We start from the raw sequence: 21,634 nt of genomic DNA, 5'->3' as shown, positions 1-21,634 counted from the left end.
CAGGCGGGTCCGGGGGTGTCAGGCCGTGGTGAATCGCATCGAGAGATCGACGGCTTGGATATCCTTGGTCAGCTTGCCCACGGAAATGCGGTCGACCCCGGTTTCAGCAATCGCGCGCACGGTGTCGAAGTCCACGCCGCCGGAGGCCTCCAACAGAGCGCGGCCGGCGGTCAAGCGCACCGCCTCGCGCATTTGCTCCAGAGACATATTGTCCAGCAGCGCCAGCTTGGCGCCATGGCGCAGCGCTTCCTCCAGTTGTTCCAGCGTTTCCACCTCGATCTGCAGGCTGACGTCGGCGGGGGCCAGCTGTTGCGCGGCCCGCAGCGCGGCGGCGATGCCGCCGGCGGCCATGATGTGGTTTTCCTTGATCAGGATACCGTCGAACAGGCCAATGCGCTGATTGTCGCCGCCGCCCACCGTCACCGCGTATTTCTGCGCCAGCCGCAGTCCGGGCATGGTCTTGCGCGTGTCCAGAATCCGGGCGCGGGTGCCTGCCACGGCGTCGACGTAGCGGCGGGTTTGGCTGGCGACCGCGGACAGGGTTTGCAGGAAGTTGAGCGCGGAGCGCTCCGCGCTTAGCAGCGCGCGCGCCGGGCCGGAGATAGTGCACAGCACGGCGCCGGCGGCGACTTGCTCACCTTCGGCGGCCAGCCATTCCACCTGGCAATCAGGGTCAACCTGGCGGAAGCATTCGTCGAACCAGGCCTGACCGCACAAGGTAGCCGCCTCGCGCGCGACCACCCGCGCCGCGCCGGCGCTGTGTTCGGGAATCAGCAGGGCGGTCCAGTCGCAACGGCCGATGTCTTCGGCCAGGGCGGCGGCGACGTGCTGGGCGATCAGGTGGGGGGCGGGCAAAGCGGGCATGCGGAACTCTCCAATAAAACGTCATTGTACCCAATGGAGACGGGTTGGTGCGCACGCTCTGGTATCATTCGAAATGGATAATAAAGCCGGTAGGTAGGTCATGGATTTGCCCGCATCATTTTTTCCCGACGTCGCGCTTTGGCTGAGCAATGGCGGGGCTTTGTCTTTGCTGGCGCTGGCGGCGCGGCAGGTGGCCTGGCGCGCTTTGCCCTTGCCTGCCTGCAACGCCTGGATGGGCGCCTGTGTGTTGGCGCTGGCCCTGTGGCTGTTGCGAGGCGGCGTGGCGCCTGGCTTGTCTTTCCATTTGCTGGGCGCCGGCTTGTTCACCCTGATGATGGGGCCCTGGCTGGCCTTGCTGGCGTTGGCGCTGCCCTTGCTGGCGCTGGCTTTGAGCGGACAAGCCGATCCGCTGGCGCTGGGTCTGAATTATTTGAGCATGATTGCGCCGCCGGTGGTGCTGTCCGCCGCGGCGCTGCGCTTGAGTCAGCGCGTCTTGCCCAGTAATCTGTTCGTTTATGTCTTCGTCAACGGCTTCCTCGCCGGCGGCGCCGGCATGTTCGCCGCCGGCCTGTCCGGCTTGTTGGCCTTGGGGCTGGCCGGCGCCTATCCCTGGGACCAGTTGCTTGAAGAGACGCTTCCGTTCTATTTTTTATTGTCATGGTCGGAGGCTTTCACCACGGGTTTGCTGGCTGCGGTGCTGGTGGTTTACCGGCCGGAATGGGTGGCCACCTTTGACGACGGGCGCTATCTGGGACATAGGCGCCGCGCGCCGTGAGAAGCTGTTTATCATCCGTTTCGCCTTGAGGGCGGCGAGCATGCTTCATTATGCCGATGAACCAACCGAGTATCCGTGTCCTTGGTCGCAAGGCCTTGTCTCGCTTAACTCGCAATATCTTAAGCAGCTTTTGTTCGAGGCTGGATCAACATAGGAGAATGATATGCCGTTCGCGTTATGGAGCCTTTTGCTGGCCGCTCTGCTGCCATTGATCTGGGCCGGGGTGGCCAAAGCCGGTTCGCGGGTGGACAACCACAAGCCGCGTGAGGCGCTGGCCCTGGCCAGCGGTTATCGGCAGCGGGCTAATTGGGCGCAGCAGAACGCCTGGGAGGCGTTCCCAACCTTCGCCGCCGCGGTGCTGGTGGGGTGGGGAATGCATGTGCCGCCGGCATTTTTGGATGCCTCCGCCGCGGTCTTCATCGCGGCGCGGGTTGCGCACGGCTTGTTGTACCTGGCTGACCAGGCCAGCTTGCGCTCATTGTCTTGGCTGATTGGGCTGCTGACGGTGGTGGCGATCTTCTGCAAGGCCGGCGGCCTGTTCTAGCGCTAGACGGCGTCCAGCCAGCCGTTGGCGCGCAGAGCGGCCTGCACCTGGTCCAAGCCCTTGGTGTGAAACGCTTGCCAGCCGGCGCGGCGGGCGGCGTCCACGCATTCTATGTTGTCGTCGAAAAAGGCGATGCGGTGAGGGGGGGCGTCCAACTCTTGCTGTACATGACGGTATACCTCGTCATCCGGCTTGCGAAGGCCGATCAGATGGGAGGCGAATAGCCGGTCGAAACGGTGCAGCAGATCGAATTCACGTTCGATTTTGTCCCAGTGCAGCGCGTTGTTGTTGCTGAGCACGGCCAGGCGATGGCGCGCGCCAAGCTGGGCCAGCATCTCCGCCGCGCCGGGGAAGGCGCCGCGCAGCCAGCTGTCCAGTTGCGCGGTCATTTCCGTCGCGTCGATGTCCAGCCCCAGGTGTTCCGCCATCGCGGCGCTGAACGCTTCCGGCGTGCAGGCGCCGGTGTCGAGTTCGGCGATCCACGGCGTTTCCATCCAGAAGCGCCGGGCCTGTTCCGGGTTCAGCTTGCCCTGAGAAAGCCGCACCAGCGGATCGATGCCGTTCCAGTCCACCAATACTCCGCCCAGATCGAATACCAGCACATCTACGCTTGAATTCATCGTTTCGCCTTTTGTCGAGAGCGCGAGGGTTTCGCGCCAGCTGTTTAGAGAATGATGGGCTCCGGCTCCAGCTCCACGCCAAAGCGTTGACGGACCTCGGCGCGCACCTTGTCGGCCAGCGCGCGCATCTGGTCGCCGCTGGCTGCGCCGTGATTGACCAGCACCAGCGCCTGGCGCGCGTGCACGCCGGCGTCGCCGTCGCGATAGCCTTTCAGTCCGCATTGGTCGATCAGCCAGCCGGCGGCCAGCTTGACCTTGCCGTCGGCTGCCGGGTAGTGCGGCAACGCGGGATGGAGCGCCAGCAGCGCTTGCGCCTGCTCCGCCGGCAGAACCGGGTTTTTGAAGAAGCTGCCGGCATTGCCCAGTTCGGCTGGGTTGGGCAGTTTGCTGGAGCGGATGCGAATCACCGCGTCGCTGACGTCTTGGGGCGTGGGCGCGGCGATGCCGGCGGCGTTCAGTTCTTGCTGGATATCGCCGTAGCCGGTGCGCAGCCGAGCCGTGCGCGATAAGCGGAAACGCACCGCGGTGACCAGCAGTCGGCCGGCGGCCTCGTGTTTGAACACGCTGTCACGGTAGCCGAAGCGGCAGTCGGCCTTGTTCAGCGTCAGCGCGGCGCCGCCGTGATCGAGGTCGGCGCAGACCACTTGATGGATGTGGTCCTTGGCCTCGACGCCGTAGGCGCCGATGTTTTGGATTGGGCTGGCGCCAACGGTGCCGGGGATCAGGCTCAGATTTTCCAGTCCGTACCAGCCCTGGCTCAGGGTGTGGAGCACGAAGCCGTGCCAGTTTTCGCCGGCGGCCGCTTCGACAATCACATCGTCGCCGCTTTCTTCCAGCAGGCGGATGCCGCGCAGCCCCAGTTTGACCACCAGGCCGGAATAGTCGCGGGTGAACAGCAGATTGCTGCCGCCGCCCAGCCACAGTACGGGGCCGGCGCGGTAGGCCGGGCTTTCCAGTAGCGCCGGCAGATCAGAGAGCGAGTCCAGCTGGCAGAAGTCGCGCGCGCGCGCGTCCATGCCGAAGGTGTTCAGCGGTTTGAGCGGATAGTGGTGGCTGAAGGTCAGGCTCATTGCGCCGGTTCCGGTTGATGTTGTCGATGCAGGCGGCGGCGGCTTTCACTCGCCAGATAGCGAGTCAGGAACAGCGCGGCCACGCTCAGGCTGATGACCAGCGCGGTCCAGAAGCCAAACACGCCCATGGGCTTCTTGGTCAGCCAGTCGGTCAGGCCCAGGGTGATGCCCAGACCCAGGCCAACGCACCAGAACGACAAAATGTGAATAATCATCGGCACCGTGGTCAGCTTGTAGCCGCGCAAGGCGCCGGAGGCGATGGTTTGGGCGGCGTCGGTCAACTGGTAGACCGCCGCGAACAGCAAGAGGGTGGAGCCCATCGCGATCACGCGCGGGTCCGGCGTGTACATGCGCATGATGGGTTCGCGGAACAGCAACACCGCGAGCATCGCGCAAAAGGCCATGCTCAAGCCCAGCAGCAGGCCTACACCGGAACTGAAGCGTGCGGCGCGGTAATCGCCGGCGCCGACATGATGGCCGACGCGCACGGACATCGCCGTGGCCACGCTTTGCGGCAACATGTAGATGATGCTGGAAAAATTGAGCACGGATTGATGGGTGGCGACCACCACGGTGCCCAGTTCGGCGATCAGCAGCGCGATGAAGGAGAACAGGCTGACTTCCACGAAGAAGGACAGGCCGATTGGCACGCCCAGCTTGAGGAAGCCGCGGTACATGCGCCAATCCGGACCGCGCAGTCGCTCCAGCAGGCGGAACTGGCGGAAATTGCGATGCCAGCTGACATAGGCGAGCAGGGCCAGGCAGTTGAACCAGAACACGATGCCGGTGGCCCAGCCGCAACCGGCGCCGCCCAGCTTGGGCAGGCCGAAGAGGCCGTGGATCAGGATATAGTTGAGCGGAATGTTCAGCGCCAGCGCCAACAGGCTGACCACCATGATGGCCTTGGGGCGGCCCAGGCTGGATGCGTAGGCGTGCAGCGCGCGGTGGGTCATCGCCGCCGGCATGCCCACCGCGGCGCCGGTGATGAACAGCATCACCTTGTCGGTCACTTCCGGCGGCAGGTGCAGCCACAGCCGCAGCGCCGGCTCCAGCGCCACCATCATCGCCGCGCCCAAGAGGCCGATCAGCAGGCCGAACCACAGCCCCTGGCGCGCGGTGTCCTTGAATTTGTCGTGCTCGCCGGCCCCCAGCTGGTGGGCCAGGATGGGGTTGAGCGCGGTGACGATGCCCATCAGCGTGACGTAGAAGGTGATGAAAACGCTGGCGCCTAGGGAGACGGCGGCCAGGTCGTCGGTGCTGACGCGGCCCGCCATCACGGTGTCGACGAAGGCGGTGGCCACCTGCGCGATCTGAGCGATCATCATCGGCAAGGCCAGCCGGCTGATTTGACGGGCTTCCAGCAACACGGCCCCGCGCGGGGCGCGATTGATTTCAAACAGCATGGGAGTAGGGCGGGATGGCTCGGAGAACTGGCCATTATACCGGCTGCGGGGCGGGCTTGTCTTTGCCGCGCCATGACAATAGGGCGGCAAGAGCAAGACGGACGCGCGGAAGCGCCCCCGGCGAAGCGGGAGCGCAGTGCCTCCAGATCAGAAGCGCGCGGGCGGGTCGCGGCGCAGATCGCAACTGATCAGCAACTCGCCGCCAAAGCGTGCGTTGATGCTGAGCGCGTCCACCAGCGAAATGTCCTGTACGGTTAGCTGTTCGCCGTTGCGTTCCAGGTCATAGCCCAGCTCATGGGCGAAATCCGCCAGCTGTTGCAGGGCGGGGGTGTCGGCCGGCGTGAGCGGAGAGGCGCTCAGGCTGCCGCAAAGGGGGCGAGGTCTTCCCACGGCGTCGAAATTGGCAAAAGAGAAATCGGTATAGCTATCTTGCAGGCAGTCGTACATGGCGGTTCTCCAGAGGGTTCGGTCGCAGTTGGCGCGCCGGTTCTGGGTTTCGCCGGCGACGCTTTAGCAGGATTTTGGGGCGCCCTGCAAGTTGTCATTAACTCGGCGCCTGCCGCGCATGCCCGAAACGGAAACGGGGGCGCGGCTCATGCATCGATCCGAAGCGATTGGTCTGCTTAACTGCCTGTACGGGTAAAAGAAAACCCGCCTACGACTAAGAGCGCAAGCGGGTTCACCGGTTTGACGCTTTAGCTGGCATTTGTTAAGCGCCCGCAAGCTGTGTCAAATCGGCGCATGCATGTCAGCCTATGCTTTTGGCTTTTGGCTGTCAATCCCCTTGCGCGGCCTCCTCGCGCCACTCGGCCAGCCAGCCGCGCCAGTGCGGCTCCGGTTGCGCAGCGATGACGGCGCGCAAGCGTTGTCTACAGGCCTGATGAATGGCCGGGGTTAGCGCGCCTTCCACCCATTGCTGGCGGAGCCACAGCAGGTGGCAGCTGGCGGCCTGGCGGGCATTGTGTTCGGCGAGCGCGTCGGCGTTGCCGGCTCGATACAGTTCCCAGCGCCGAGGGCCGTTGAGTTCGGCTTCGCCGGGCAGGCCGCACAGACGGGCCAGCTCGCCCAACGGAGTGGCCAGTTCGGCATGGCCGCCGCTCAGGATCTCGCTTAGCGCGCAATGCGCGTCCGGCGTCCGGCCGGCGCGGAGCTGTTCCGGCAGTTGCAAACCCAAGGCCAGCGCGCGATGGAGCAACACCGGCAAGTCCAGCCGAGAGCCGTCCCAACTGATCAACTGCGCCCGGCTGTCGCGCAGCAGGGTGAGCCAGTCCGCCAGCATCGCGGCTTCGTCGCCGGCATCGACGGCAAGCCGCTGGACGAGACGGGTGTGTCCATCCTGTTGTAGTACGCCGGCGATGGCGACCACGCGCTGCAAATGGAAGGGAATGAAGTCGGTGCCGCTTTGGGCGCGGCAGCGCTGCAGCACGAAATCGGCGACGTCGGCCTCCCCGATTTCGCCATCCAGCTCATAAAGCTGGCGGATGGCGGGCACGTTGGGAATGGTCTGGAGATGAAAGCTGAGAGTAGGGCGCACGGGAGGGGTCTTGTCGGAGTCGGCGAATCGGCAGCGATTGTATGCCTATCATCGATAGGGGGCAATTGGCGGCCGTGGAGGCGGCCATGGGGCGGGATATGGCGGCGAATTGTATTTTCTGCAAAGAATAGGGATATAATCGCCGGCTTGACTACCTACTAGTCTTGCGAATCCTGGCATTCCAAGTCGACTATCTTTCTCATAATGATCCGCAAGTTTATCCGTAAAGTACTGGACCTGCCCGCCGGCATGGGCAAGCGCCGCACCAAGGCGCGCGTGATTCCTCTGCCGCAACACGGCATCCGCCGAGACCAGCTCAGCTCCGCTGCGCTGAAAGTCACCACCCGACTGCAGGAGGCCGGTTTTTCCGCCTATGTGGTGGGCGGAGCCGTGCGCGACTTGATGTTGGGCGTGTCACCGAAGGATTTCGACGTTGCCACCAACGCAACGCCGGAGGAAGTGCACCGGGTGTTCCGCCGTTCCCGCATCATTGGCCGGCGTTTCCGCATCGTCCACGTGATGATGGGGCCGGAAACCATCGAGGTGACCACCTTCCGCGGCGGCTCTGTGGACGACACCAATGAAACCGGCCGCATCATGGCCGACAACAGTTTCGGCAGCCAGGAAGAGGACGCCCACCGTCGCGACTTCACCGTGAACGCGCTGTTCTACGATCCGTCCGACGAAACCGTCATCGACTATCACCACGGCGTCAAGGACTTGCGCGCCCGCAAGCTGGTGATGATAGGCCAGCCGGCCCGCCGTTATCAGGAAGACCCGGTGCGCATGCTGCGCGCGGTGCGCCTGGCGGCCAAGCTGGGTTTCGAGATCGACGACGCCACTCGCAAGCCCATCCGCACCCACGCTCATCTGCTGAAGAAAGAGCCGCCGGCGCGCCTGTTCGATGAAATGCTCAAGCTGCTGATGTCCGGCCAAGCCTACGGCTGCCTGAAGAAGCTGCGCGAGGAAGGCATGGCGCGCGGTGTGTTTCCACTGTTGGACGCAGTGCTGGACGACAAGGGCGACGATTTGTTCTTGAAGCTGGGTCTGGAAAGCACTGATCAGCGCATCCGCGCCGACAAGCCGGTGTCGGTGGGTTTCCTGCTGGCCACCCTGCTGTGGAAGCAGGTGTATCAGCGTTGGCAGAAGCGTTTGAACGCCGGCGACCGCGCGGTGTACGCGCTGGCGCAAGCGATTGCCGACGTGGAGTCCGAGCAGGACAACGATTTTGCCATTCCGCGCCGCTTCAGCGTGACCATGCGCGAAATCTGGATGTTGCAGTCGCGTTTCGACAGCCGCAGCGGCCAGCGCGCTTATCGCTTCCTGGAGCAGCCGCGCTTCCGCGCCGCTTACGATTTCTTCGCGCTGCGCGGAGAAGCCGGCGAGGTGGACATGAAGTTGGTGGGCTGGTGGAACGACTTCCAGCGCGCCGACGAGGAAGAGCGCGAGCAACTGCTGGAAATCGCCAAGGCCAGCGGCGAGCCGGATCCGGCCAAGAAACGCCGCCGCCGCCGTCCCGCCAATCGCCGCAAAGCCGCGGGCGAATCCGGCGGAGAGGCCTAAGTGGCGCAGGCTTTCATCGCGCTGGGCAGCAACCTTGAACAGCCGGCGGCGCAAATCCGCGCCGCGCTGGCCGCCATCGCCGCCTTGCCCGATACCGAGTTGACGCGGCAGTCCGCCTTGTACCGCACCGCGCCGGTGGGCTATGCCGATCAACCGGACTTCATCAACGCCGTTGCGGAAGTGGGCACCGCGTTGGCTCCGCGCGAATTACTGCGCAGGCTGCTGGCGATCGAAGCCGAGTTTGGCCGGGTGCGCACTTTCCGCAATGCGCCGCGGGTGTTGGATCTGGATCTGCTGTATTACAGCGGCGTCGCCCAGAGCGACGAAGACTTGACCCTGCCGCATCCGCGCATGCATTTGCGCGGCTTCGTCATGATCCCGCTGGCGGAGATCGCTCCTGATCTGACGCTGCCGGAGCTGGGCACGGCCGGCGAACTGGCCGCCGGACTCGCCGATCAAGGCGTGGAGCGTCTCGAAACAACTAGCTAAGAGGAAGCGAGCGATGAGTCAATTGCGTTATGTCGTGGTCGAAGGGCCGATCGGCGCGGGCAAATCCTCTCTGGCGCGCCGGCTGTCGGAATACTGGGGCGTGCGCATGCTGGCGGAAGACCCCGCCGCCAATCCTTTCCTGCCGCGCTTCTACCGCAACCTGCCGGCTCACGGCCTGTCCACCCAACTGTCCTTCATGCTGCAACGCGCCGATATGGCCAAGAGCATGCTGAACGGCGAACTGCTGGCCAGCCCGCTGGTGTCGGACTTCCTGTTCGAGAAGGACGCGCTGTTCGCCAAGATCAATCTGGACGAGGCCGAATTGGCGCTGTACAAGCGCCTGGCGTCGCTGGCGATGCCGGAACATCCGGTGCCGGATCTGGTGATCTATTTGCAGGCGTCCGAGGAAAACCTGCTGAGCCGGGTGGCCGCGCGGGCGGCGGAGTACGAAGTCAATTTCCCCGAAGGCTATCTGAAGCGCGTGCATCAGGCCTACAGCGAATTTTTCCATCAGTACGAGGCCGCGCCGCTGCTGATTGTCAATACCGATCACCTGAATCTGGTCGATGGAGACGAGGACTTCGAACTGCTGATCCGCTGCATCAGCGAAGCGCGAGGCCAGCGCAACTATTTCAACAAGAGCGTCTGAGCCGCCGCGCGCTCAGAGCCTGTTTGCCGATCTAGCGAGCTAGAGTGAGACAAGGCCTTGCGGCCGAGAAAACGGAATGTACAAGGGGTGCGTCACCGTTTTCAACGCCGTATCGCTGATGCGCAGCAGATCGTAAACAGGCTTTAAGCGCCCCGCCGGTTGATATGGACGACTGAACGAGGAAGAACGGGCATGAAAATTACCGTCAACACCCTGCAGAAAATGGCTCAGGAAGGGCAAAAGATCGCCATGCTGACCTGTTACGACGCCAGCTTCGCCACCTTGCTGGAGCAAGCCGGGGTGGAAATTCTGTTGGTGGGGGATTCGCTAGGCATGGTGGTGCAGGGCATAGACTCCACGCTGCCGGTGGCCGAAGAAGAAATGCTCTACCACGTGCGTTGCGTGGCGCGCGGGGCCAAGCAGGCCATGGTGCTGGGCGACATGACTTTCGGCGCTTATCAGGAAAGCCCGCAGCAGGCCTTCGCCCACGCCGCCCGCATCATCCAGGCCGGCGCGCATATGGTGAAGCTGGAAGGCGGCGCTTATATGGCCGATACCACACGCTTCCTGGTGGAGCGCGGCGTGCCAGTGTGCGCCCACATTGGCCTGACGCCGCAGTTCGTCAACACTTTCGGCGGCTATCGAGTGCAGGGCAAGAGCGAGGAAGATGCGCGCCGCATCGTCAACGACGCGAAGGCGCACGCCGCCGCCGGCGCCAGTCTGGTGCTGATGGAGTGCGTGCCGGCGGAACTGGCGCGCGAGATCACCGAGTCGATTTCCGTGCCCACCATAGGCATTGGCGCCGGCGTCGATGTGTCCGGCCAGGTGTTGGTGCTGCACGACATGCTGGGCGTGTACCCGGGCAAGAAGGCGCGTTTCGTCAAGGACTTTATGGCTGAGGCCGGCAGCATCCAAGGCGCGGTGCAGTCCTATGTGCAGGCGGTGAAGGATAAGTCCTTCCCGGCGGCGGAACATACTTTCTGATCGGCTCTGCCCAGGACATCAAATAATGGAAATCATTCGTACCGTGGCGGAGATGCGCGCCTGGCGTCGCCAGGCGGGCAAGCTCGCCTTCGTGCCCACCATGGGCAATCTGCACGCAGGGCATCTGGCCCTGGTCAAGGCGGCGCGCGAACGCGCCGACAAGGTCGTGGTCAGCATCTTCGTCAATCGGCTGCAATTTGGCCAGGGCGAGGACTTCGGCGCCTATCCGCGCACCTTCGACGCCGATTGCGATAAGCTGCGCGCTGCCGGCGTGGATGCCTTGTTCTTCCCCGAGGAGCAGGAGCTGTATCCGCGCGTGCGTCAGGACTTCAACGTGGAGCCGCCGAATATTCAGAACGAGCTGTGCGGCGCTTTCCGCCCCGGCCACTTCCGCGGTGTCGCCACCGTGGTGACCAAGCTGTTCAACATCGTGCAGCCGGATCTGGCCTGCTTCGGCAAGAAAGACTTCCAGCAGCTGCATGTGATCCGAGCAATGGTGGACGACCTGAATTCGCCGATCGAGATCGTGCCGGTGGACACCGGCCGCGCCGACGACGGCCTGGCGCTATCCTCGCGCAATGGTTATCTGAGCGCGGAAGAGCGCGCCGAAGCGCCGCGTTTGTACCGCAATCTGGAGCAGATACGGCAGCGGCTGCAGGATGGCGATCATGACTACGCGGCGCTGGAACAGGCCGCGCGCGACGATCTGGCCCAAGCCGGCTGGATAGTGGATTACGTGGAAATTCGCCAGGCCGACACCCTGGCGGTGGCGCACGCCGGCGAAAAACGCCTGGTGGTGCTGGCGGCCGCCCGATTGGGGCGCACCCGCCTGATCGACAACATCGAAGTGTTCCGCTGATCAGCGGACGAAGGATGCAATCATGCAGCGCAATATGCTCAAATCCAAGCTCCACCGTGTAACCACCACGCACAGCGAGTTGCACTATATCGGTTCCTGCGCGATTGACGAGAACCTGCTGGAAGCGGCGGATATTCTGGAGTACGAAGAAGTGCAGATCTGGAACGTCACCAACGGCGAGCGTTTCGCCACCTACGCGATCAAGGCCGAGCGCGGTTCCGGGACCATCTCGGTCAACGGTTCCGCCGCGCGCCGCGCCGCGCCGGGAGATCTGCTGATCATCGCCTCCTTCGCCCAGTACGAGGCCGCGGAGCTGAAGAATCATCAGCCCAAGCTGGTATTCGTCGACGCCGACAACCAGATGACCGAGGTCAAGGGCGCAACCCCGACGCAGGCGGCCTGATCCGTCTCCGGTTTCGCCCATTAGCGGCCGCCTCAGGGCGGCCGTTGTGTTTTGTTGCGGCACAGCATCAGCTTGGCGGCGGCGGCCCGCTTAATTTGGCGGTTGAGCTTGTCGTTGGCGGCGGCGGTGAATCATATTTAAAAAGCGGAGGTGTCTGACTGCCGGTTTGGGCTGGCGGGGACGGCCGTTTCTTAATCCATCGTCAACCCAGCAGCGAGGGAGGCATCATGAGCGCGAGCCAGAATCTGACTGGAGGTTGTCTGTGCGGCGCGGTGCGTTACCGTTTGCGCGCCGAGCCTTACGATGTGGTGCACTGCCATTGCAAAAGCTGCCGCCGAGCCAGCGGCGCGGCCTTCGTGACCTGGTTCACCGTTCGCGTGGCCGATCTGGACTGGCGCGGTGAAAAACCGGTGCTGTATCACTCCTCGGCGGCGGTCAGCCGGGGGTTCTGCCCGCATTGCGGCTCCACCCTGACTTACCGCCACGAATCGGACCCGGAGGAGCTCGACATCACCGTGTCTTCGCTGGACCATCCGGAACGGGTGGCGCCGGCCGGACATATCTGGTGGGAGCATCACCTGCCCTGGGGCAGCCCCGCCGCGCAGCAAGAACTGCCCATCTATCAACGCAGCGAGGCTTGAACCGCGCGTTTACGCTCCCGCGAGCAAGAGCGAAGAGGGCTGAAGGAGCCCTCGCGTCACGGCGCGGGGTGAAGCGCGCCCGGCGCGACGACCACCCCGTCCTCGTCTGCGTACAACCAGTGGCCGGGGCTGAAGCGCACCTGGCCGAACTCCACGCTCAGATTGCGCTGGCCTTCGCCGCGCTTCACCGACTTTCGCGGATGGACGCCTAGCGCGCGTATGCCCAGTGCCAGCTTGTTCAAGGCGGCGGAGTCGCGAATGCAACCATTGATCACCACGCCGGCCCAGCCATTGGCCACCGCCAGCACGCCCAGTTGATCGCCCAGCAACGCGCAGCGCAGCGAGCCGCCGCCGTCCACCACCAGCACTTTGCCGGCGCCGTTCTGACTCAGCGCTTCCCGCACCAGGCTGTTGTCCTCAAACAGCTTCAGGGTTTCGATGCGGCCGTAAAAGCGGGTCTGCCCGCCGTAGCGTTGCAGCGCGGGCGTCAACACCTGTAGTTGCTCGTCGAACTGATCGCATAGATCGGCTGTGTGAAAGTCCATGGCGGCTCTCCTGTGGGCGGATGGCGAAAGCTTAATCCTAGCAGCGCGAGCGCGCGGGCGATATGCCGGAGAAATGAAAAAGCCGCCTGACGGCGGCTTTGGGCGTTGCGTATTGAGGCGGGGGTTATTCCAGCCGCAGAGGCACGAACAATACGGCCTCGTTGCGCCGCACCAGCAGGGCGATGTGGCCTTTGGCGTTGGCCAATGCTTTTTCGAAGTGTGCGATGGTGGACACTTCCACCTGGTTCAAGCCCAGGATCACATCGCCCGCCTGCAGGCCGGAGCGGGCGGCGGGGCCTTGCGCTTTCTGGATCAGCAAGCCGCCGCGCACGCCCAGCTCCGAACGCTGATTAGGCGTCAGTTCGCTCAGCGTCAGCCCCAGTTTGCCAAACTGGAAGCCCTGCGGCGTGTTTTCCTCCTGAGGCTGCTGCGTGCTTGGCGCGTCCTGAGCGAGTTCCGCCAGCGTGGCTTCCAGCTCCTTCTCCACGCCCTTGCGCCACACCGTCAGCTTGATCTTGGTGCCTGGTTGCAAGGAACCAACCTGCACCGGGAGATCCTTGGAGCTTTCTATCGCTTTGCCGTCCAGCTTCAGGATGATGTCGCCGGCTTGCAGGCCGGCGCGAGAGGCTGGTCCCTTGGGGTCTACGCGCACCACCAGCGCGCCGCTGGGGCGCTGAAGGCCAAAGGACTGCGCCAGTTCCTGGGTGACTTCCTGGATGTTGATGCCCAACTGGCCGCGGCTGACCTTGCCCTTGGCCTTGAGCTGATCGACCACGCTCATCGCCAAGTCGATGGGGATGGCGAAGGAAATGCCCATGAAGCCGCCGGAACGGCTGTAAATCTGCGAGTTGATGCCCACTACTTCGCCGCGCAGGTTGAACAGCGGGCCGCCGGAGTTGCCGGGGTTGATCGCCACGTCGGTCTGGATGAAGGGGACGAAGTTCTCGTCCGGCAGGCTGCGGCCCTTGGCGGAAACGATGCCGGCCGTGACGGTGTTGTCGAAGCCGAACGGCGCGCCGATGGCGGCTACCCATTCGCCGACCTTCAAGTCCGCCGGGCTGCCTATCTTGACCACCGGCAGGTCCGCCGCCGCCACTTTCAGTAGTGCCACGTCGGTGCGCTTGTCCACGCCCACCAGCTTGGCGCGCAGCTCGCGCTTGTCGGTCAGCATGACTTTGACCTGCTGGCTGTCCGCCACTACGTGGGCGTTGGTCAGGATGTAGCCGTCGGCGCTGATGATGAAACCGGAGCCGAAGGAGACGCTTTCTTCCTGCGGCTGTTCGCGCTGAGGCGGATGATTGGGGATGAAGCGGCGGAAGAAGTCGTACAGCGGATCGTCTTCCGGTACGGGAATCGGCAGGTTGCTGGCTTGGGCGCCGCCGCTTTCTTCGCGGCTGGCCTGGATGTTCACCACCGCCGGTCCGTCGCGGGTGACCAATTGAGTGAAGTCCGGCAGCAGCATGGCGACGCGGCCATCCTGTTGTGCGGGAATGGCGACCGGCGCGGGTTGGGAGTTGCCTTTGAAGAAGCGCTCGACCTTGTCGCAGCCGGACAGCAACGAGGCTGCGAGCAAGGCGCCAACCAGGGTGCGCAGATACGTTGTCACAGGCTATCCTTTTAGGTTGATGTCTATGCGGAAAATAAGGGCGGAACCGGAGTTTTTCCAGTATTTGATTCAGTTGTCTTTAATCATAACGGTTTTTGCCGGATATTCGCAGAGATCGGCGATGACGCAACGCTCGCATTCAGGCTTTCTGGCTTTACAGACATAGCGTCCGAGCAGGATCAGGCAGTGGTGCGCGTCGATTTTGAATTCGTCGGGGATGTATTTTACCAGCTTATCCTCAACTTCTCGCACGTCTTTGCCGGGCGCGATCCGGGTGCGGTTGGCGACCCTGAAAATATGGGTGTCCACCGCGATGGTAGGCTGACCGAAAGCAGTGTTCAGCACCACGTTGGCCGTTTTGCGGCCGACGCCGGGCAGCGCCTCCAAGGCCTCGCGGGTTTGCGGCACTTCGCCGCCGTGCTTTTCCAGCAGCAGACGACAGGTGGCGATCACGTTTCTGGCCTTGGTCTTGTACAAGCCTATGGTCTTGATGAAGTCCGCCAGCGATTCTTCTCCCAGCGCCAGCATGGCCGCCGGGGTGTTGGCCACGGGGTAGAGGCGGCGCGTGGCCTTGTTGACGCTGACGTCGGTGGCTTGCGCCGACAGCAGCACCGAGATCAGCAGTTCGAACGGGCTGCTGTACTCCAGTTCGGTGGTGGGGTGCGGGTTGGCGTCGCGCAGACGGGCGAATATTTCTTTGCGTTTGACGGCGTTCACGGCTTGTCCTTGTCTGCTTGTTCGCGGGCGGCGCGCATCGCGGCGGCGCGTTCCATCGCCTTGCGGATCAATTCGTTTTTGTCGGCCGCCGGCGCGGAAGCGGCCGCGGCGACCGGCGCTGCGGCCGGAGGCGGCGATGCGGCGCTTACCGCGGCGCGCTCGGCCAGGCGTCTGGCCTTGTCTTCTTGTTCGCGCGTTTTGCGCGCTTGGCGTCGTTCGTAGCGCATGCGGGCCTGGGCGGCGCGCGCCATCACGCGATCGCGCTCGCCGTCGGCCGGGTCGGCCACCGGAACCAAGTCGATGCAGTCCACCGGACAGGGCGCGAGGCATAGCTCGCAGCCGGTGCATTCGGAGGCGATGACGGTGTGTATCTGCTTGGCGGCGCCTACGATGGCGTCCACTGGACAGGCCTGGATGCATAGGGTACAGCCTATGCAGCTGTCTTCGCGTATCACGGCCAGCGCCCGCGGTTTGGGCTGCGGGCCGTCGGGGGCGAAGGGAATGACGTCCCGGCCCAGCAGCTCCGCCAGCGCCCGGATGCCGTCGTCGCCGCCCGGCGGGCAGCGGTTGATCGGGTCGCGGCCTTCCGCCAGCGCCTCCGCATACGGTCGGCAGCCGGCGTGGCTGCATTGTCCGCATTGGGTCTGGGGCAGCAGGGCGTCGATCCTTTCGACCAGGGGGATAACGGGCATGCTGTCGGATTCCACTTGAAAAACCGCTAATTATCGGCGCTACGGCGAATGGCTTCAACTCCCGGATGGCGGATGAGGGCGCGGAAGGAGTGAAAAAGCCGTCGCTTGCGCGACGGCTCCTGCGGGTGCGGCGGACGATGGCTTGATCACAGCGGATGTTGCAGCTGCTCCAGAATCTGCGGGTTTTCCAGCGTGGACACGTCTTGGGTGATCTCTTCGCCCTTGGCGATGGAGCGCAGCAGGCGGCGCATGATCTTGCCGGAGCGGGTCTTGGGCAGGTTTTCGCCGAAGCGGATGTCGTCCGGCTGGGCGATCTTGCCAATCTCGTGCGCCACCCAGTTTTTGAGCTCGGCCGCCACTTTCTTGGCTTCCTCGCCCTGCGGGCGCGCGCCTTTGAGCACGACGAAGGCCACCACCGCCTCGCCCTTGACCTCGTGCGGCTTGCCGACCACGGCGGCCTCGGCCACCAGCGGGTTGGCCACCAGAGCGGATTCGATCTCCATGGTGCCCAGGCGGTGGCCGGACACGTTCAGCACGTCGTCGATGCGGCCCATGATCCAGAAATAGCCGTTCTCGTCGCGGTTGGCGGAATCGCCGGCAAGGTAGTACTGACCGTTGAACTCTTCCGGGAAATAGGTTTTCTTGAAGCGCTCCGGATCGTTCCAGATGGTGCGCACCAGGCTGGGGAAGGGCTTCTTGATCACCAGGAAACCGCCGCGGCCAGGGTCCACCTGGGCGCCGGATTCATCGACGATGTCGGCCATGATGCCAGGCAGCGGCAGCGTGCACGAGCCGGGCTTGGTGGCCACCGCGCCGGGCAGCGGCGAAATCTGGATGGAGCCGGTTTCGGTCTGCCACCAGGTGTCCACGATGGGGCAGCGGCCGCCGCCCACGGTTTCGTGATACCAGATCCAGGCTTCGGGGTTGATCGGCTCGCCCACGGTGCCGAGCAGGCGCAGGCTGGACAGGTCGTGCTGCTTGGGCAGGTCCGCGCCCAGCTTGATCAGCGAGCGGATGGCGGTGGGCGCGGTGTAGAAAATGCTGACCTTGTGCTGCTCTATCATGCGCCAGAAGCGTGAGGCGTCCGGATAGGTGGGCACGCCTTCGAAGATCACCTGAGTGGCGCCGTTGGCCAAAGGGCCGTAGCAAATATAGCTGTGGCCGGTGATCCAGCCCACGTCGGCGGTGCACCAGAACACGTCGTTGGGTTTGTAGTCGAATACCCAGCGGAAGCTGTTGGCGGCGCCCAGCAGATAGCCGGCGCTGCTGTGCTGAATGCCCTTGGGTTTGCCGGTGGAGCCAGAGGTGTAAAGGATGAACAGCGGATCCTCGGCGTTCATCCATTCCGGTTCGCATTGCTCCGGCTGGCCGCTGGTCAGCTGGTGCCACCATACGTCGCGGCCCTCGCTCCAGGCGACCGCGTTTTGGGTACGCTGATAAGCGATCACGTGTTTGACGCTGTCGCACCCGCCCATCGCCAGCGCTTCATCCACCGTGGCTTTCAGCGGCACGCTCTTGCCGCCGCGCAGGCCTTCGTTGGCGGTGATCACCAGTTTGGCGCCGGCGTCCTGAACGCGGTCGCGCACCGCCCCGGCGGAAAAGCCGCCGAACACCACGGAGTGGATGGCGCCGATGCGCGCGCAAGCCTGCATCGCCACGATGGCTTCGATCACCATGGGCATGTAAATCACCACGCGGTCGCCCTTGGACACGCCCAGGCTCTTCAGGCCGTTGGCGAACTGGCAGACTCGGCGGTGCAATTCCGCGTAGGTGACGCGGGTGACCGCGCCGTCGTCGGCCTCGAAAATCAGCGCGATGCGATTGGCGTTGACCGCCAGGTGGCGGTCCAGGCAGTTGTAGGAGATGTTCAGCACGCCATCGTCGAACCATTTGAAGAACGGCGCTTGGCTGTCGTCCAACACGCGGGTGAACGGTTTTTTCCAGGTGATCAGGTCGCGCGCCAGGTCGCCCCAGAACGACAGGTAATCTGCGTCCGCCTGCTCGCACAGCGTGTTGTACGCCTCCATTCCGGAGATTGCCGCTTTCTGGCGGAAATCGTCGGAAGGCGGAAAGCTGCGGGTTTCCTTGAGGACGGATTCTAGCGTGGACATAAACTTCTCCTGGATTAGCTTTGTTGTCATGCCGCCGCTCCGGAACCGCTGGAGCGGCGCGGTGGGGTATTTAAGGCAGGCCGACATCCTCGGTCCGGCCTTATGTCAATGTCAATGCTTGGAGGCCCCGGATGCGCCGATGCCGGTCATCGCGCGCACGAACTGAGCTTCGAATTTGGCTTTTTCCTCATCGGCCTGACGGGATTTGTCCAGCACCGAGATCAGCCAGGTGGAAACGAAGGCCAGGGTCATCGAGAAGATGGCCGGGTTCTTGTACGGGAACACCGCGTGTTCGTGCTTGAGCACCTCCACCCAGACCGTCGGCCCCAGAACGATCAGCACCACCGCGGACAGCAGGCCGATGAAGCCGCCGATCACCGCGCCGCGCGTGGTCAGTCCTTTCCAGAACATGGACAGGAACAGCACCGGGAAGTTGGCCGAGGCGGCAATGGAGAAGGCCAGGCCCACCATGAAGGCGATGTTCTGCTTCTCGAATACCAGGCCCAGCACGATGGCCACCACGCCCAGCACCACGGTGGTGATTTTGGACACGCGGATTTCGTCGGCCTCGTTGGCTTTGCCCTTTTTGATCACGCTGGCGTACAGGTCGTGCGACACCGCAGAGGCGCCGGACAGCGCCAGGCCGGCTACCACCGCCAGGATGGTGGCGAAGGCCACCGCAGAGATGAAGCCCAGGAACATGTCGCCGCCCACGGCCTCGGCCAGGTGCACCGCCGCCATATTGTTGCCGCCGATCAGCTGAGTGACGGATTTGCCGTTTTTGACCACGGTTTCCATCATGCCCGGTTGATTCAGCACCAGCATGATGGCGCCGAAGCCGATGATGAAGGTGAGGATGTAGAAGTAACCGATGAAGCCGGTGGCGAAGAACACCGATTTGCGCGCCTCTTTGGCGTCGGACACGGTGAAGAAGCGCATCAGGATGTGGGGCAGGCCGGCGGTGCCGAACATCAGCGCCAGACCCAGCGAGATCGAGTCGATAGGATCCGTTTTGCCCGGCGCCATGATGGCGACGCCCTTGCTATGCGCGGCCACCGCTTTTTCAAACATCAGTTCCGGGCTGAAACCTACGGTGGCCAGCACCATGATGGCCATGAAGGTGGCGCCGGACAACAGCAGCACCGCCTTGATGATTTGCACCCAAGTGGTGGCCAGCATGCCGCCGAACAGCACGTAGCACACCATCAGCACGCCCACCATCAGTACCGCGGAGGTGTAGCTCATGCCAAACAAGAGCTGGATCAACTTGCCAGCCCCCACCATCTGCGCAATCAGGTAGATGGCTACCACCACCAGTGTGGAGGTGGCGGCGAAGCTGCGCACCGGCGTTTGTTGCAGCCGGTAGGAGGCGACGTCGGCGAAAGTGTATTTGCCCAGATTGCGCAGGCGTTCGGCCACCAGGAACAGGATCACCGGCCAGCCGACCAGGAAGCCCATCGAGTAGATCAGGCCGTCGTAGCCTTTTTCGAACACCATGGCGGAAATGCCGAGGAAGGACGCGGCGGACATGTAGTCGCCGGCGATCGCCAGGCCGTTTTGAAAACCGGTGATGCCGCCGCCGGCCGCGTAGAAGTCGCTGGCGGACTTGGTGCGGCGAGCCGCCCAATAGGTGACACACAGCGTAAACGCCACAAACAGCAGGAACATGATGATGGCGTGCCAGTTGGTGGCCTGTTGTTTGACATCGCCCTCAATGGCCCCGGCCGCCATGGCCAAGGAGGGCAGTAGAACGCCGGCGACGCAGGCCAGTTGCAAGACGCGTTGCTTCATTGTTTGGACTCCTCGACGATTTGCTGGTTGAGCAGGTCGAATTCGGTGTTGGCGCGGCGGACGTAGATGCCGGTCAACACGAAGGCCGAGATGATGATCAGCACGCCGATGGGAATGCCTATGGTCATGGTGGCGCCGGCGCTGATCGGATGGCCCAGCGTGGCCGGCGAGAATGCCAGCACCAGGATGAAACCGTAATAGATGGCCAGCATGATCAAAGTGAGCTGCCAACCCAGGCTGGTTTTCTTGTGCACCAGTTCCTTGAATTTGGGATTGGACTGCACTTTCTTGAGTATGTCCTCGTTCATTGCATCCTCCTTTGTGATCGCGGCTTAGAGTGCCGCTGCTAAAAACATAAGGGAGGCTGTGGCGGCGAATCTAATCGCTTTTTTTGATGCGTAAAATTATTCAGACCGATGTTGCGATGCAAAAATCAAGTAAAATCAAGCATTTGCATTATAATTTTTACTCTTTGTCTGGTGTGAAATTGTTGTCCTGCTGTCAGTGCGACCGGGGTTTGTCCTGGTTGCCTTGGCGGCCGAACGCCTTTGCGCAAATGCTTGGACAGGGCGGTGGCGAGGCACAAAACGCTTGTTATTTAGCCGGCATTACGCTGAAAATGGCTCGCACAAGAAAAACCCGCCATCGGCCAAGCTTTGCTCAGGCCGCCATGCCGCCGCGTTGCGCGGTAGTGCTCAAACGGGCGTCGGAGCCCCGCCGTCATGCCGCCCATGACCGGCACGCGGCGATCCGGTCCGCCGTCTGGCATCCAAGTCAGGGGAGAACATGGAAATCTATCAGTTGCGCACCTTTGTCACCGTCGCTCAGCAAGGGCACCTGACACAGGCCGCGGAATTGCTGCATCTGTCGCAGCCGGCGGTCACCGCGCAAATCAAGGCGCTGGAAGAAGAAGTGGGCATGCAGTTGTTCGAGCGCAGCGCGGGAGGCGTGTCGCTCACTCGCATTGGACAGGAGTTGTTGCCGCAGGCGCAGGCGATACTGGGCGCGGCCAGCGGCATCATCAATCATGCCAAACAATTGAAGGGTCAGTTGTCAGGCAAGGCGCGGATAGGCATCACGCTGACGCCGGACACGCTGAAAATCGGGCCTTGGGTGGCCGGTTTGGTGGAGCGCTATCCCTTGCTGGACATCCAACTGCGCCACGGGGTGACGGTGGATGTGCTGAACCTAGTCCGCAAGAAGGAGCTGGACGCCGGCTTCTACCTGGGCAAGAACCCTTATGTGAACGTCTCTACGGTCAAGTTGGCGGAATTGCCATTCCGAATCGTTTTGCCCGCCGCCTGGGCGCCGCGTTTGGCCGGCGGTTTGAAGGAATTGGGCAAATTGCCGTGGATAGGCATTTCGCAATTCTCCAGCCTTTCCAAAATCACCGCGGAGTTGTGGCGGGAACTTAACATTTCGCCTAAGAAGGTAGCGGAGTGCGATCATCTCGACGCTATCCTGGAACTGGTGGCCTCCGGAGTGGGCGTGGCGCTGGCGCGGGAAGAGGCGGCGCAAGCCTGGCGGGACGCAGGCAGGTTGACAGTACTGCCGGATGTGCGCAAATTGGCTGAGTTGCAATTTGTTTACCCATCGGACCGGGGGGGCGACCCGGTGCTGGAAACCTTGTTGCACGAATTGCTGCAAGTGTGGCGTTTGCCCGCTGTTGCGGCTTAGAACCTGTTTACGACGCTGCGCGTCTTTTTTCAGCCGCAACGCTTTGTCACCGTAAGCAGGCTCCTGAGGCGGTTGCCGCGCGAAAGCGCGCTGGCCG

At 63.3% G+C, this 21,634-nt stretch carries 24 protein-coding genes; 11 read left to right on the top strand and 13 right to left on the bottom strand.

The genetic code is table 11. The features are described 5' to 3' along the window. Window positions 1-18 precede the first annotated feature (18 nt). Entirely contained in the window at window positions 19-864 is an 846-nt protein-coding gene (gene nadC / locus DXT74_RS18505) for a carboxylating nicotinate-nucleotide diphosphorylase (protein ID WP_194426719.1), read from the bottom strand. A 100-nt stretch (window positions 865-964) separates the two neighbouring features. On the opposite strand from nadC, the gene DXT74_RS18500 reads away from it, so the two are divergent. Next, the gene (locus DXT74_RS18500; RefSeq protein ID WP_194426718.1) at window positions 965-1,639 is read left to right on the top strand and encodes an energy-coupling factor ABC transporter permease; all 675 of its coding nucleotides are present in this window, start codon (window positions 965-967) and stop codon (window positions 1,637-1,639) included. A 163-nt stretch (window positions 1,640-1,802) separates the two neighbouring features. Then, complete coding sequence (locus DXT74_RS18495) at window positions 1,803-2,183, top strand: MAPEG family protein (protein WP_194426717.1); 381 nt, start codon at window positions 1,803-1,805, stop codon at window positions 2,181-2,183. 2 nt (window positions 2,184-2,185) lie between these two features. Here DXT74_RS18495 and DXT74_RS18490 read toward each other — a convergent pair whose 3' ends face one another. From DXT74_RS18490 to DXT74_RS18470, 5 genes are all read right to left on the bottom strand, one after another. After that, the gene (locus DXT74_RS18490) at window positions 2,186-2,803 is read right to left on the bottom strand and encodes an HAD family hydrolase (RefSeq protein ID WP_114152526.1); all 618 of its coding nucleotides are present in this window, start codon (window positions 2,801-2,803) and stop codon (window positions 2,186-2,188) included. Window positions 2,804-2,847: 44 nt separating this feature from the next. Then, a complete protein-coding gene (murB, locus tag DXT74_RS18485) occupies window positions 2,848-3,873 on the bottom strand; it encodes a UDP-N-acetylmuramate dehydrogenase (protein WP_194426716.1) in 1,026 nt (341 codons plus the stop codon). Then, a complete protein-coding gene (locus tag DXT74_RS18480; protein ID WP_194426715.1) occupies window positions 3,870-5,276 on the bottom strand; it encodes an MATE family efflux transporter in 1,407 nt (468 codons plus the stop codon). The genes murB and DXT74_RS18480 overlap by 4 nt, the downstream gene beginning before the upstream one ends. A gap of 147 nt (window positions 5,277-5,423) precedes the next feature. Then, window positions 5,424-5,723 carry a hypothetical protein gene (locus DXT74_RS18475; RefSeq protein WP_081556130.1) on the bottom strand — a complete coding sequence of 100 codons (300 nt, stop codon included), beginning with the start codon at window positions 5,721-5,723 and terminating at the stop codon, window positions 5,424-5,426. Between the two features lie 328 nt (window positions 5,724-6,051). Beyond that, window positions 6,052-6,810, bottom strand: coding sequence for a hypothetical protein (locus tag DXT74_RS18470; protein ID WP_194426714.1), 759 nt, complete (start codon window positions 6,808-6,810; stop codon window positions 6,052-6,054). A gap of 204 nt (window positions 6,811-7,014) precedes the next feature. On the opposite strand from DXT74_RS18470, the gene pcnB reads away from it, so the two are divergent. The 7 genes from pcnB to DXT74_RS18435 all read left to right on the top strand — a co-directional run bounded on the left by pcnB (window position 7,015) and on the right by DXT74_RS18435 (window position 12,398). Further along, a complete protein-coding gene (gene pcnB / locus DXT74_RS18465; protein WP_043591604.1) occupies window positions 7,015-8,373 on the top strand; it encodes a polynucleotide adenylyltransferase PcnB in 1,359 nt (452 codons plus the stop codon). Continuing rightward, a complete protein-coding gene (folK, locus tag DXT74_RS18460) occupies window positions 8,374-8,862 on the top strand; it encodes a 2-amino-4-hydroxy-6-hydroxymethyldihydropteridine diphosphokinase (protein WP_043633763.1) in 489 nt (162 codons plus the stop codon). Window positions 8,863-8,875: 13 nt separating this feature from the next. After that, a complete protein-coding gene (locus tag DXT74_RS18455; protein WP_019104537.1) occupies window positions 8,876-9,511 on the top strand; it encodes a deoxynucleoside kinase in 636 nt (211 codons plus the stop codon). Between the two features lie 192 nt (window positions 9,512-9,703). Next, window positions 9,704-10,495, top strand: coding sequence for a 3-methyl-2-oxobutanoate hydroxymethyltransferase (gene panB, locus DXT74_RS18450; RefSeq protein ID WP_019104536.1), 792 nt, complete (start codon window positions 9,704-9,706; stop codon window positions 10,493-10,495). A gap of 25 nt (window positions 10,496-10,520) precedes the next feature. Then, entirely contained in the window at window positions 10,521-11,354 is an 834-nt protein-coding gene (gene panC, locus DXT74_RS18445) for a pantoate--beta-alanine ligase (RefSeq protein ID WP_019104535.1), read from the top strand. 22 nt (window positions 11,355-11,376) lie between these two features. Further along, window positions 11,377-11,757 (top strand): aspartate 1-decarboxylase, encoded by a 381-nt coding sequence (panD, locus tag DXT74_RS18440; protein ID WP_019104534.1) that lies wholly within the window; start codon window positions 11,377-11,379, stop codon window positions 11,755-11,757. Between the two features lie 227 nt (window positions 11,758-11,984). After that, window positions 11,985-12,398 carry a GFA family protein gene (locus tag DXT74_RS18435; RefSeq protein WP_019104533.1) on the top strand — a complete coding sequence of 138 codons (414 nt, stop codon included), beginning with the start codon at window positions 11,985-11,987 and terminating at the stop codon, window positions 12,396-12,398. Between the two features lie 56 nt (window positions 12,399-12,454). On the opposite strand, the gene rraA is transcribed toward DXT74_RS18435, so the two are convergent. From rraA to DXT74_RS18400, 7 genes are all read right to left on the bottom strand, one after another. Beyond that, the gene (rraA, locus tag DXT74_RS18430) at window positions 12,455-12,943 is read right to left on the bottom strand and encodes a ribonuclease E activity regulator RraA (RefSeq protein ID WP_043633757.1); all 489 of its coding nucleotides are present in this window, start codon (window positions 12,941-12,943) and stop codon (window positions 12,455-12,457) included. A gap of 124 nt (window positions 12,944-13,067) precedes the next feature. After that, entirely contained in the window at window positions 13,068-14,549 is a 1,482-nt protein-coding gene (locus DXT74_RS18425; RefSeq protein ID WP_231138221.1) for a DegQ family serine endoprotease, read from the bottom strand. Between the two features lie 69 nt (window positions 14,550-14,618). Then, complete coding sequence (nth, locus tag DXT74_RS18420; RefSeq protein ID WP_194426713.1) at window positions 14,619-15,266, bottom strand: endonuclease III; 648 nt, start codon at window positions 15,264-15,266, stop codon at window positions 14,619-14,621. Beyond that, a complete protein-coding gene (gene rsxB / locus DXT74_RS18415) occupies window positions 15,263-15,973 on the bottom strand; it encodes an electron transport complex subunit RsxB (protein WP_317647203.1) in 711 nt (236 codons plus the stop codon). The genes nth and rsxB overlap by 4 nt, the downstream gene beginning before the upstream one ends. A 131-nt stretch (window positions 15,974-16,104) precedes the next feature. Then, window positions 16,105-18,069 carry an acetate--CoA ligase gene (acs, locus tag DXT74_RS18410; protein ID WP_194426711.1) on the bottom strand — a complete coding sequence of 655 codons (1,965 nt, stop codon included), beginning with the start codon at window positions 18,067-18,069 and terminating at the stop codon, window positions 16,105-16,107. Window positions 18,070-18,180: 111 nt separating this feature from the next. Then, entirely contained in the window at window positions 18,181-19,860 is a 1,680-nt protein-coding gene (locus DXT74_RS18405) for a cation acetate symporter (RefSeq protein ID WP_019104527.1), read from the bottom strand. Continuing rightward, the gene (locus tag DXT74_RS18400; protein WP_019104526.1) at window positions 19,857-20,168 is read right to left on the bottom strand and encodes a DUF485 domain-containing protein; all 312 of its coding nucleotides are present in this window, start codon (window positions 20,166-20,168) and stop codon (window positions 19,857-19,859) included. The genes DXT74_RS18405 and DXT74_RS18400 overlap by 4 nt, the downstream gene beginning before the upstream one ends. A gap of 86 nt (window positions 20,169-20,254) precedes the next feature. Between DXT74_RS18400 and DXT74_RS18395 the strand changes: the two genes are divergently transcribed. Beyond that, window positions 20,255-20,701: a hypothetical protein gene (locus tag DXT74_RS18395; protein WP_194426710.1), complete on the top strand. Its 447-nt coding sequence runs from the start codon at window positions 20,255-20,257 to the stop codon at window positions 20,699-20,701. After that, window positions 20,647-21,537 carry a LysR family transcriptional regulator gene (locus DXT74_RS18390; RefSeq protein ID WP_194426709.1) on the top strand — a complete coding sequence of 297 codons (891 nt, stop codon included), beginning with the start codon at window positions 20,647-20,649 and terminating at the stop codon, window positions 21,535-21,537. Before DXT74_RS18395 ends, DXT74_RS18390 begins: the two co-directional genes overlap by 55 nt. The last annotated feature ends 97 nt before the right edge of the window (window positions 21,538-21,634 follow it).

It is taken from the genome of Chromobacterium sp. Rain0013 (assembly GCF_015291765.1).
GTDB classification, from domain to species: domain Bacteria; phylum Pseudomonadota; class Gammaproteobacteria; order Burkholderiales; family Chromobacteriaceae; genus Chromobacterium; species Chromobacterium haemolyticum.
The sequence above is the reverse complement of the archived record's forward strand: the minus strand, read 5'-3'. Positions and strand labels throughout refer to the sequence as shown.

What these genes read in the sequence shown, in the direction of transcription:
- DXT74_RS18405 (WP_019104527.1), bottom strand. Translation starts at nt 19,860, where the DNA reads ATGAAGCAACGCGTCTTGCAACTGGCCTGCGTCGCCGGCGTTCTACTG.
- DXT74_RS18400 (WP_019104526.1), bottom strand. Translation starts at nt 20,168, where the DNA reads ATGAACGAGGACATACTCAAGAAAGTGCAGTCCAATCCCAAATTCAAG.
- acs (WP_194426711.1), bottom strand. Translation starts at nt 18,069, where the DNA reads ATGTCCACGCTAGAATCCGTCCTCAAGGAAACCCGCAGCTTTCCGCCT.
- DXT74_RS18480 (WP_194426715.1), bottom strand. Translation starts at nt 5,276, where the DNA reads ATGCTGTTTGAAATCAATCGCGCCCCGCGCGGGGCCGTGTTGCTGGAA.
- DXT74_RS18490 (WP_114152526.1), bottom strand. Translation starts at nt 2,803, where the DNA reads ATGAATTCAAGCGTAGATGTGCTGGTATTCGATCTGGGCGGAGTATTG.
- panD (WP_019104534.1), top strand. Translation starts at nt 11,377, where the DNA reads ATGCAGCGCAATATGCTCAAATCCAAGCTCCACCGTGTAACCACCACG.
- DXT74_RS18455 (WP_019104537.1), top strand. Translation starts at nt 8,876, where the DNA reads ATGAGTCAATTGCGTTATGTCGTGGTCGAAGGGCCGATCGGCGCGGGC.
- panC (WP_019104535.1), top strand. Translation starts at nt 10,521, where the DNA reads ATGGAAATCATTCGTACCGTGGCGGAGATGCGCGCCTGGCGTCGCCAG.
- rraA (WP_043633757.1), bottom strand. Translation starts at nt 12,943, where the DNA reads ATGGACTTTCACACAGCCGATCTATGCGATCAGTTCGACGAGCAACTA.
- DXT74_RS18390 (WP_194426709.1), top strand. Translation starts at nt 20,647, where the DNA reads ATGGAAATCTATCAGTTGCGCACCTTTGTCACCGTCGCTCAGCAAGGG.
- DXT74_RS18495 (WP_194426717.1), top strand. Translation starts at nt 1,803, where the DNA reads ATGCCGTTCGCGTTATGGAGCCTTTTGCTGGCCGCTCTGCTGCCATTG.
- DXT74_RS18395 (WP_194426710.1), top strand. Translation starts at nt 20,255, where the DNA reads ATGCGTAAAATTATTCAGACCGATGTTGCGATGCAAAAATCAAGTAAA.
- panB (WP_019104536.1), top strand. Translation starts at nt 9,704, where the DNA reads ATGAAAATTACCGTCAACACCCTGCAGAAAATGGCTCAGGAAGGGCAA.
- murB (WP_194426716.1), bottom strand. Translation starts at nt 3,873, where the DNA reads ATGAGCCTGACCTTCAGCCACCACTATCCGCTCAAACCGCTGAACACC.
- DXT74_RS18500 (WP_194426718.1), top strand. Translation starts at nt 965, where the DNA reads ATGGATTTGCCCGCATCATTTTTTCCCGACGTCGCGCTTTGGCTGAGC.
- pcnB (WP_043591604.1), top strand. Translation starts at nt 7,015, where the DNA reads ATGATCCGCAAGTTTATCCGTAAAGTACTGGACCTGCCCGCCGGCATG.
- DXT74_RS18475 (WP_081556130.1), bottom strand. Translation starts at nt 5,723, where the DNA reads ATGTACGACTGCCTGCAAGATAGCTATACCGATTTCTCTTTTGCCAAT.
- DXT74_RS18435 (WP_019104533.1), top strand. Translation starts at nt 11,985, where the DNA reads ATGAGCGCGAGCCAGAATCTGACTGGAGGTTGTCTGTGCGGCGCGGTG.
- nadC (WP_194426719.1), bottom strand. Translation starts at nt 864, where the DNA reads ATGCCCGCTTTGCCCGCCCCCCACCTGATCGCCCAGCACGTCGCCGCC.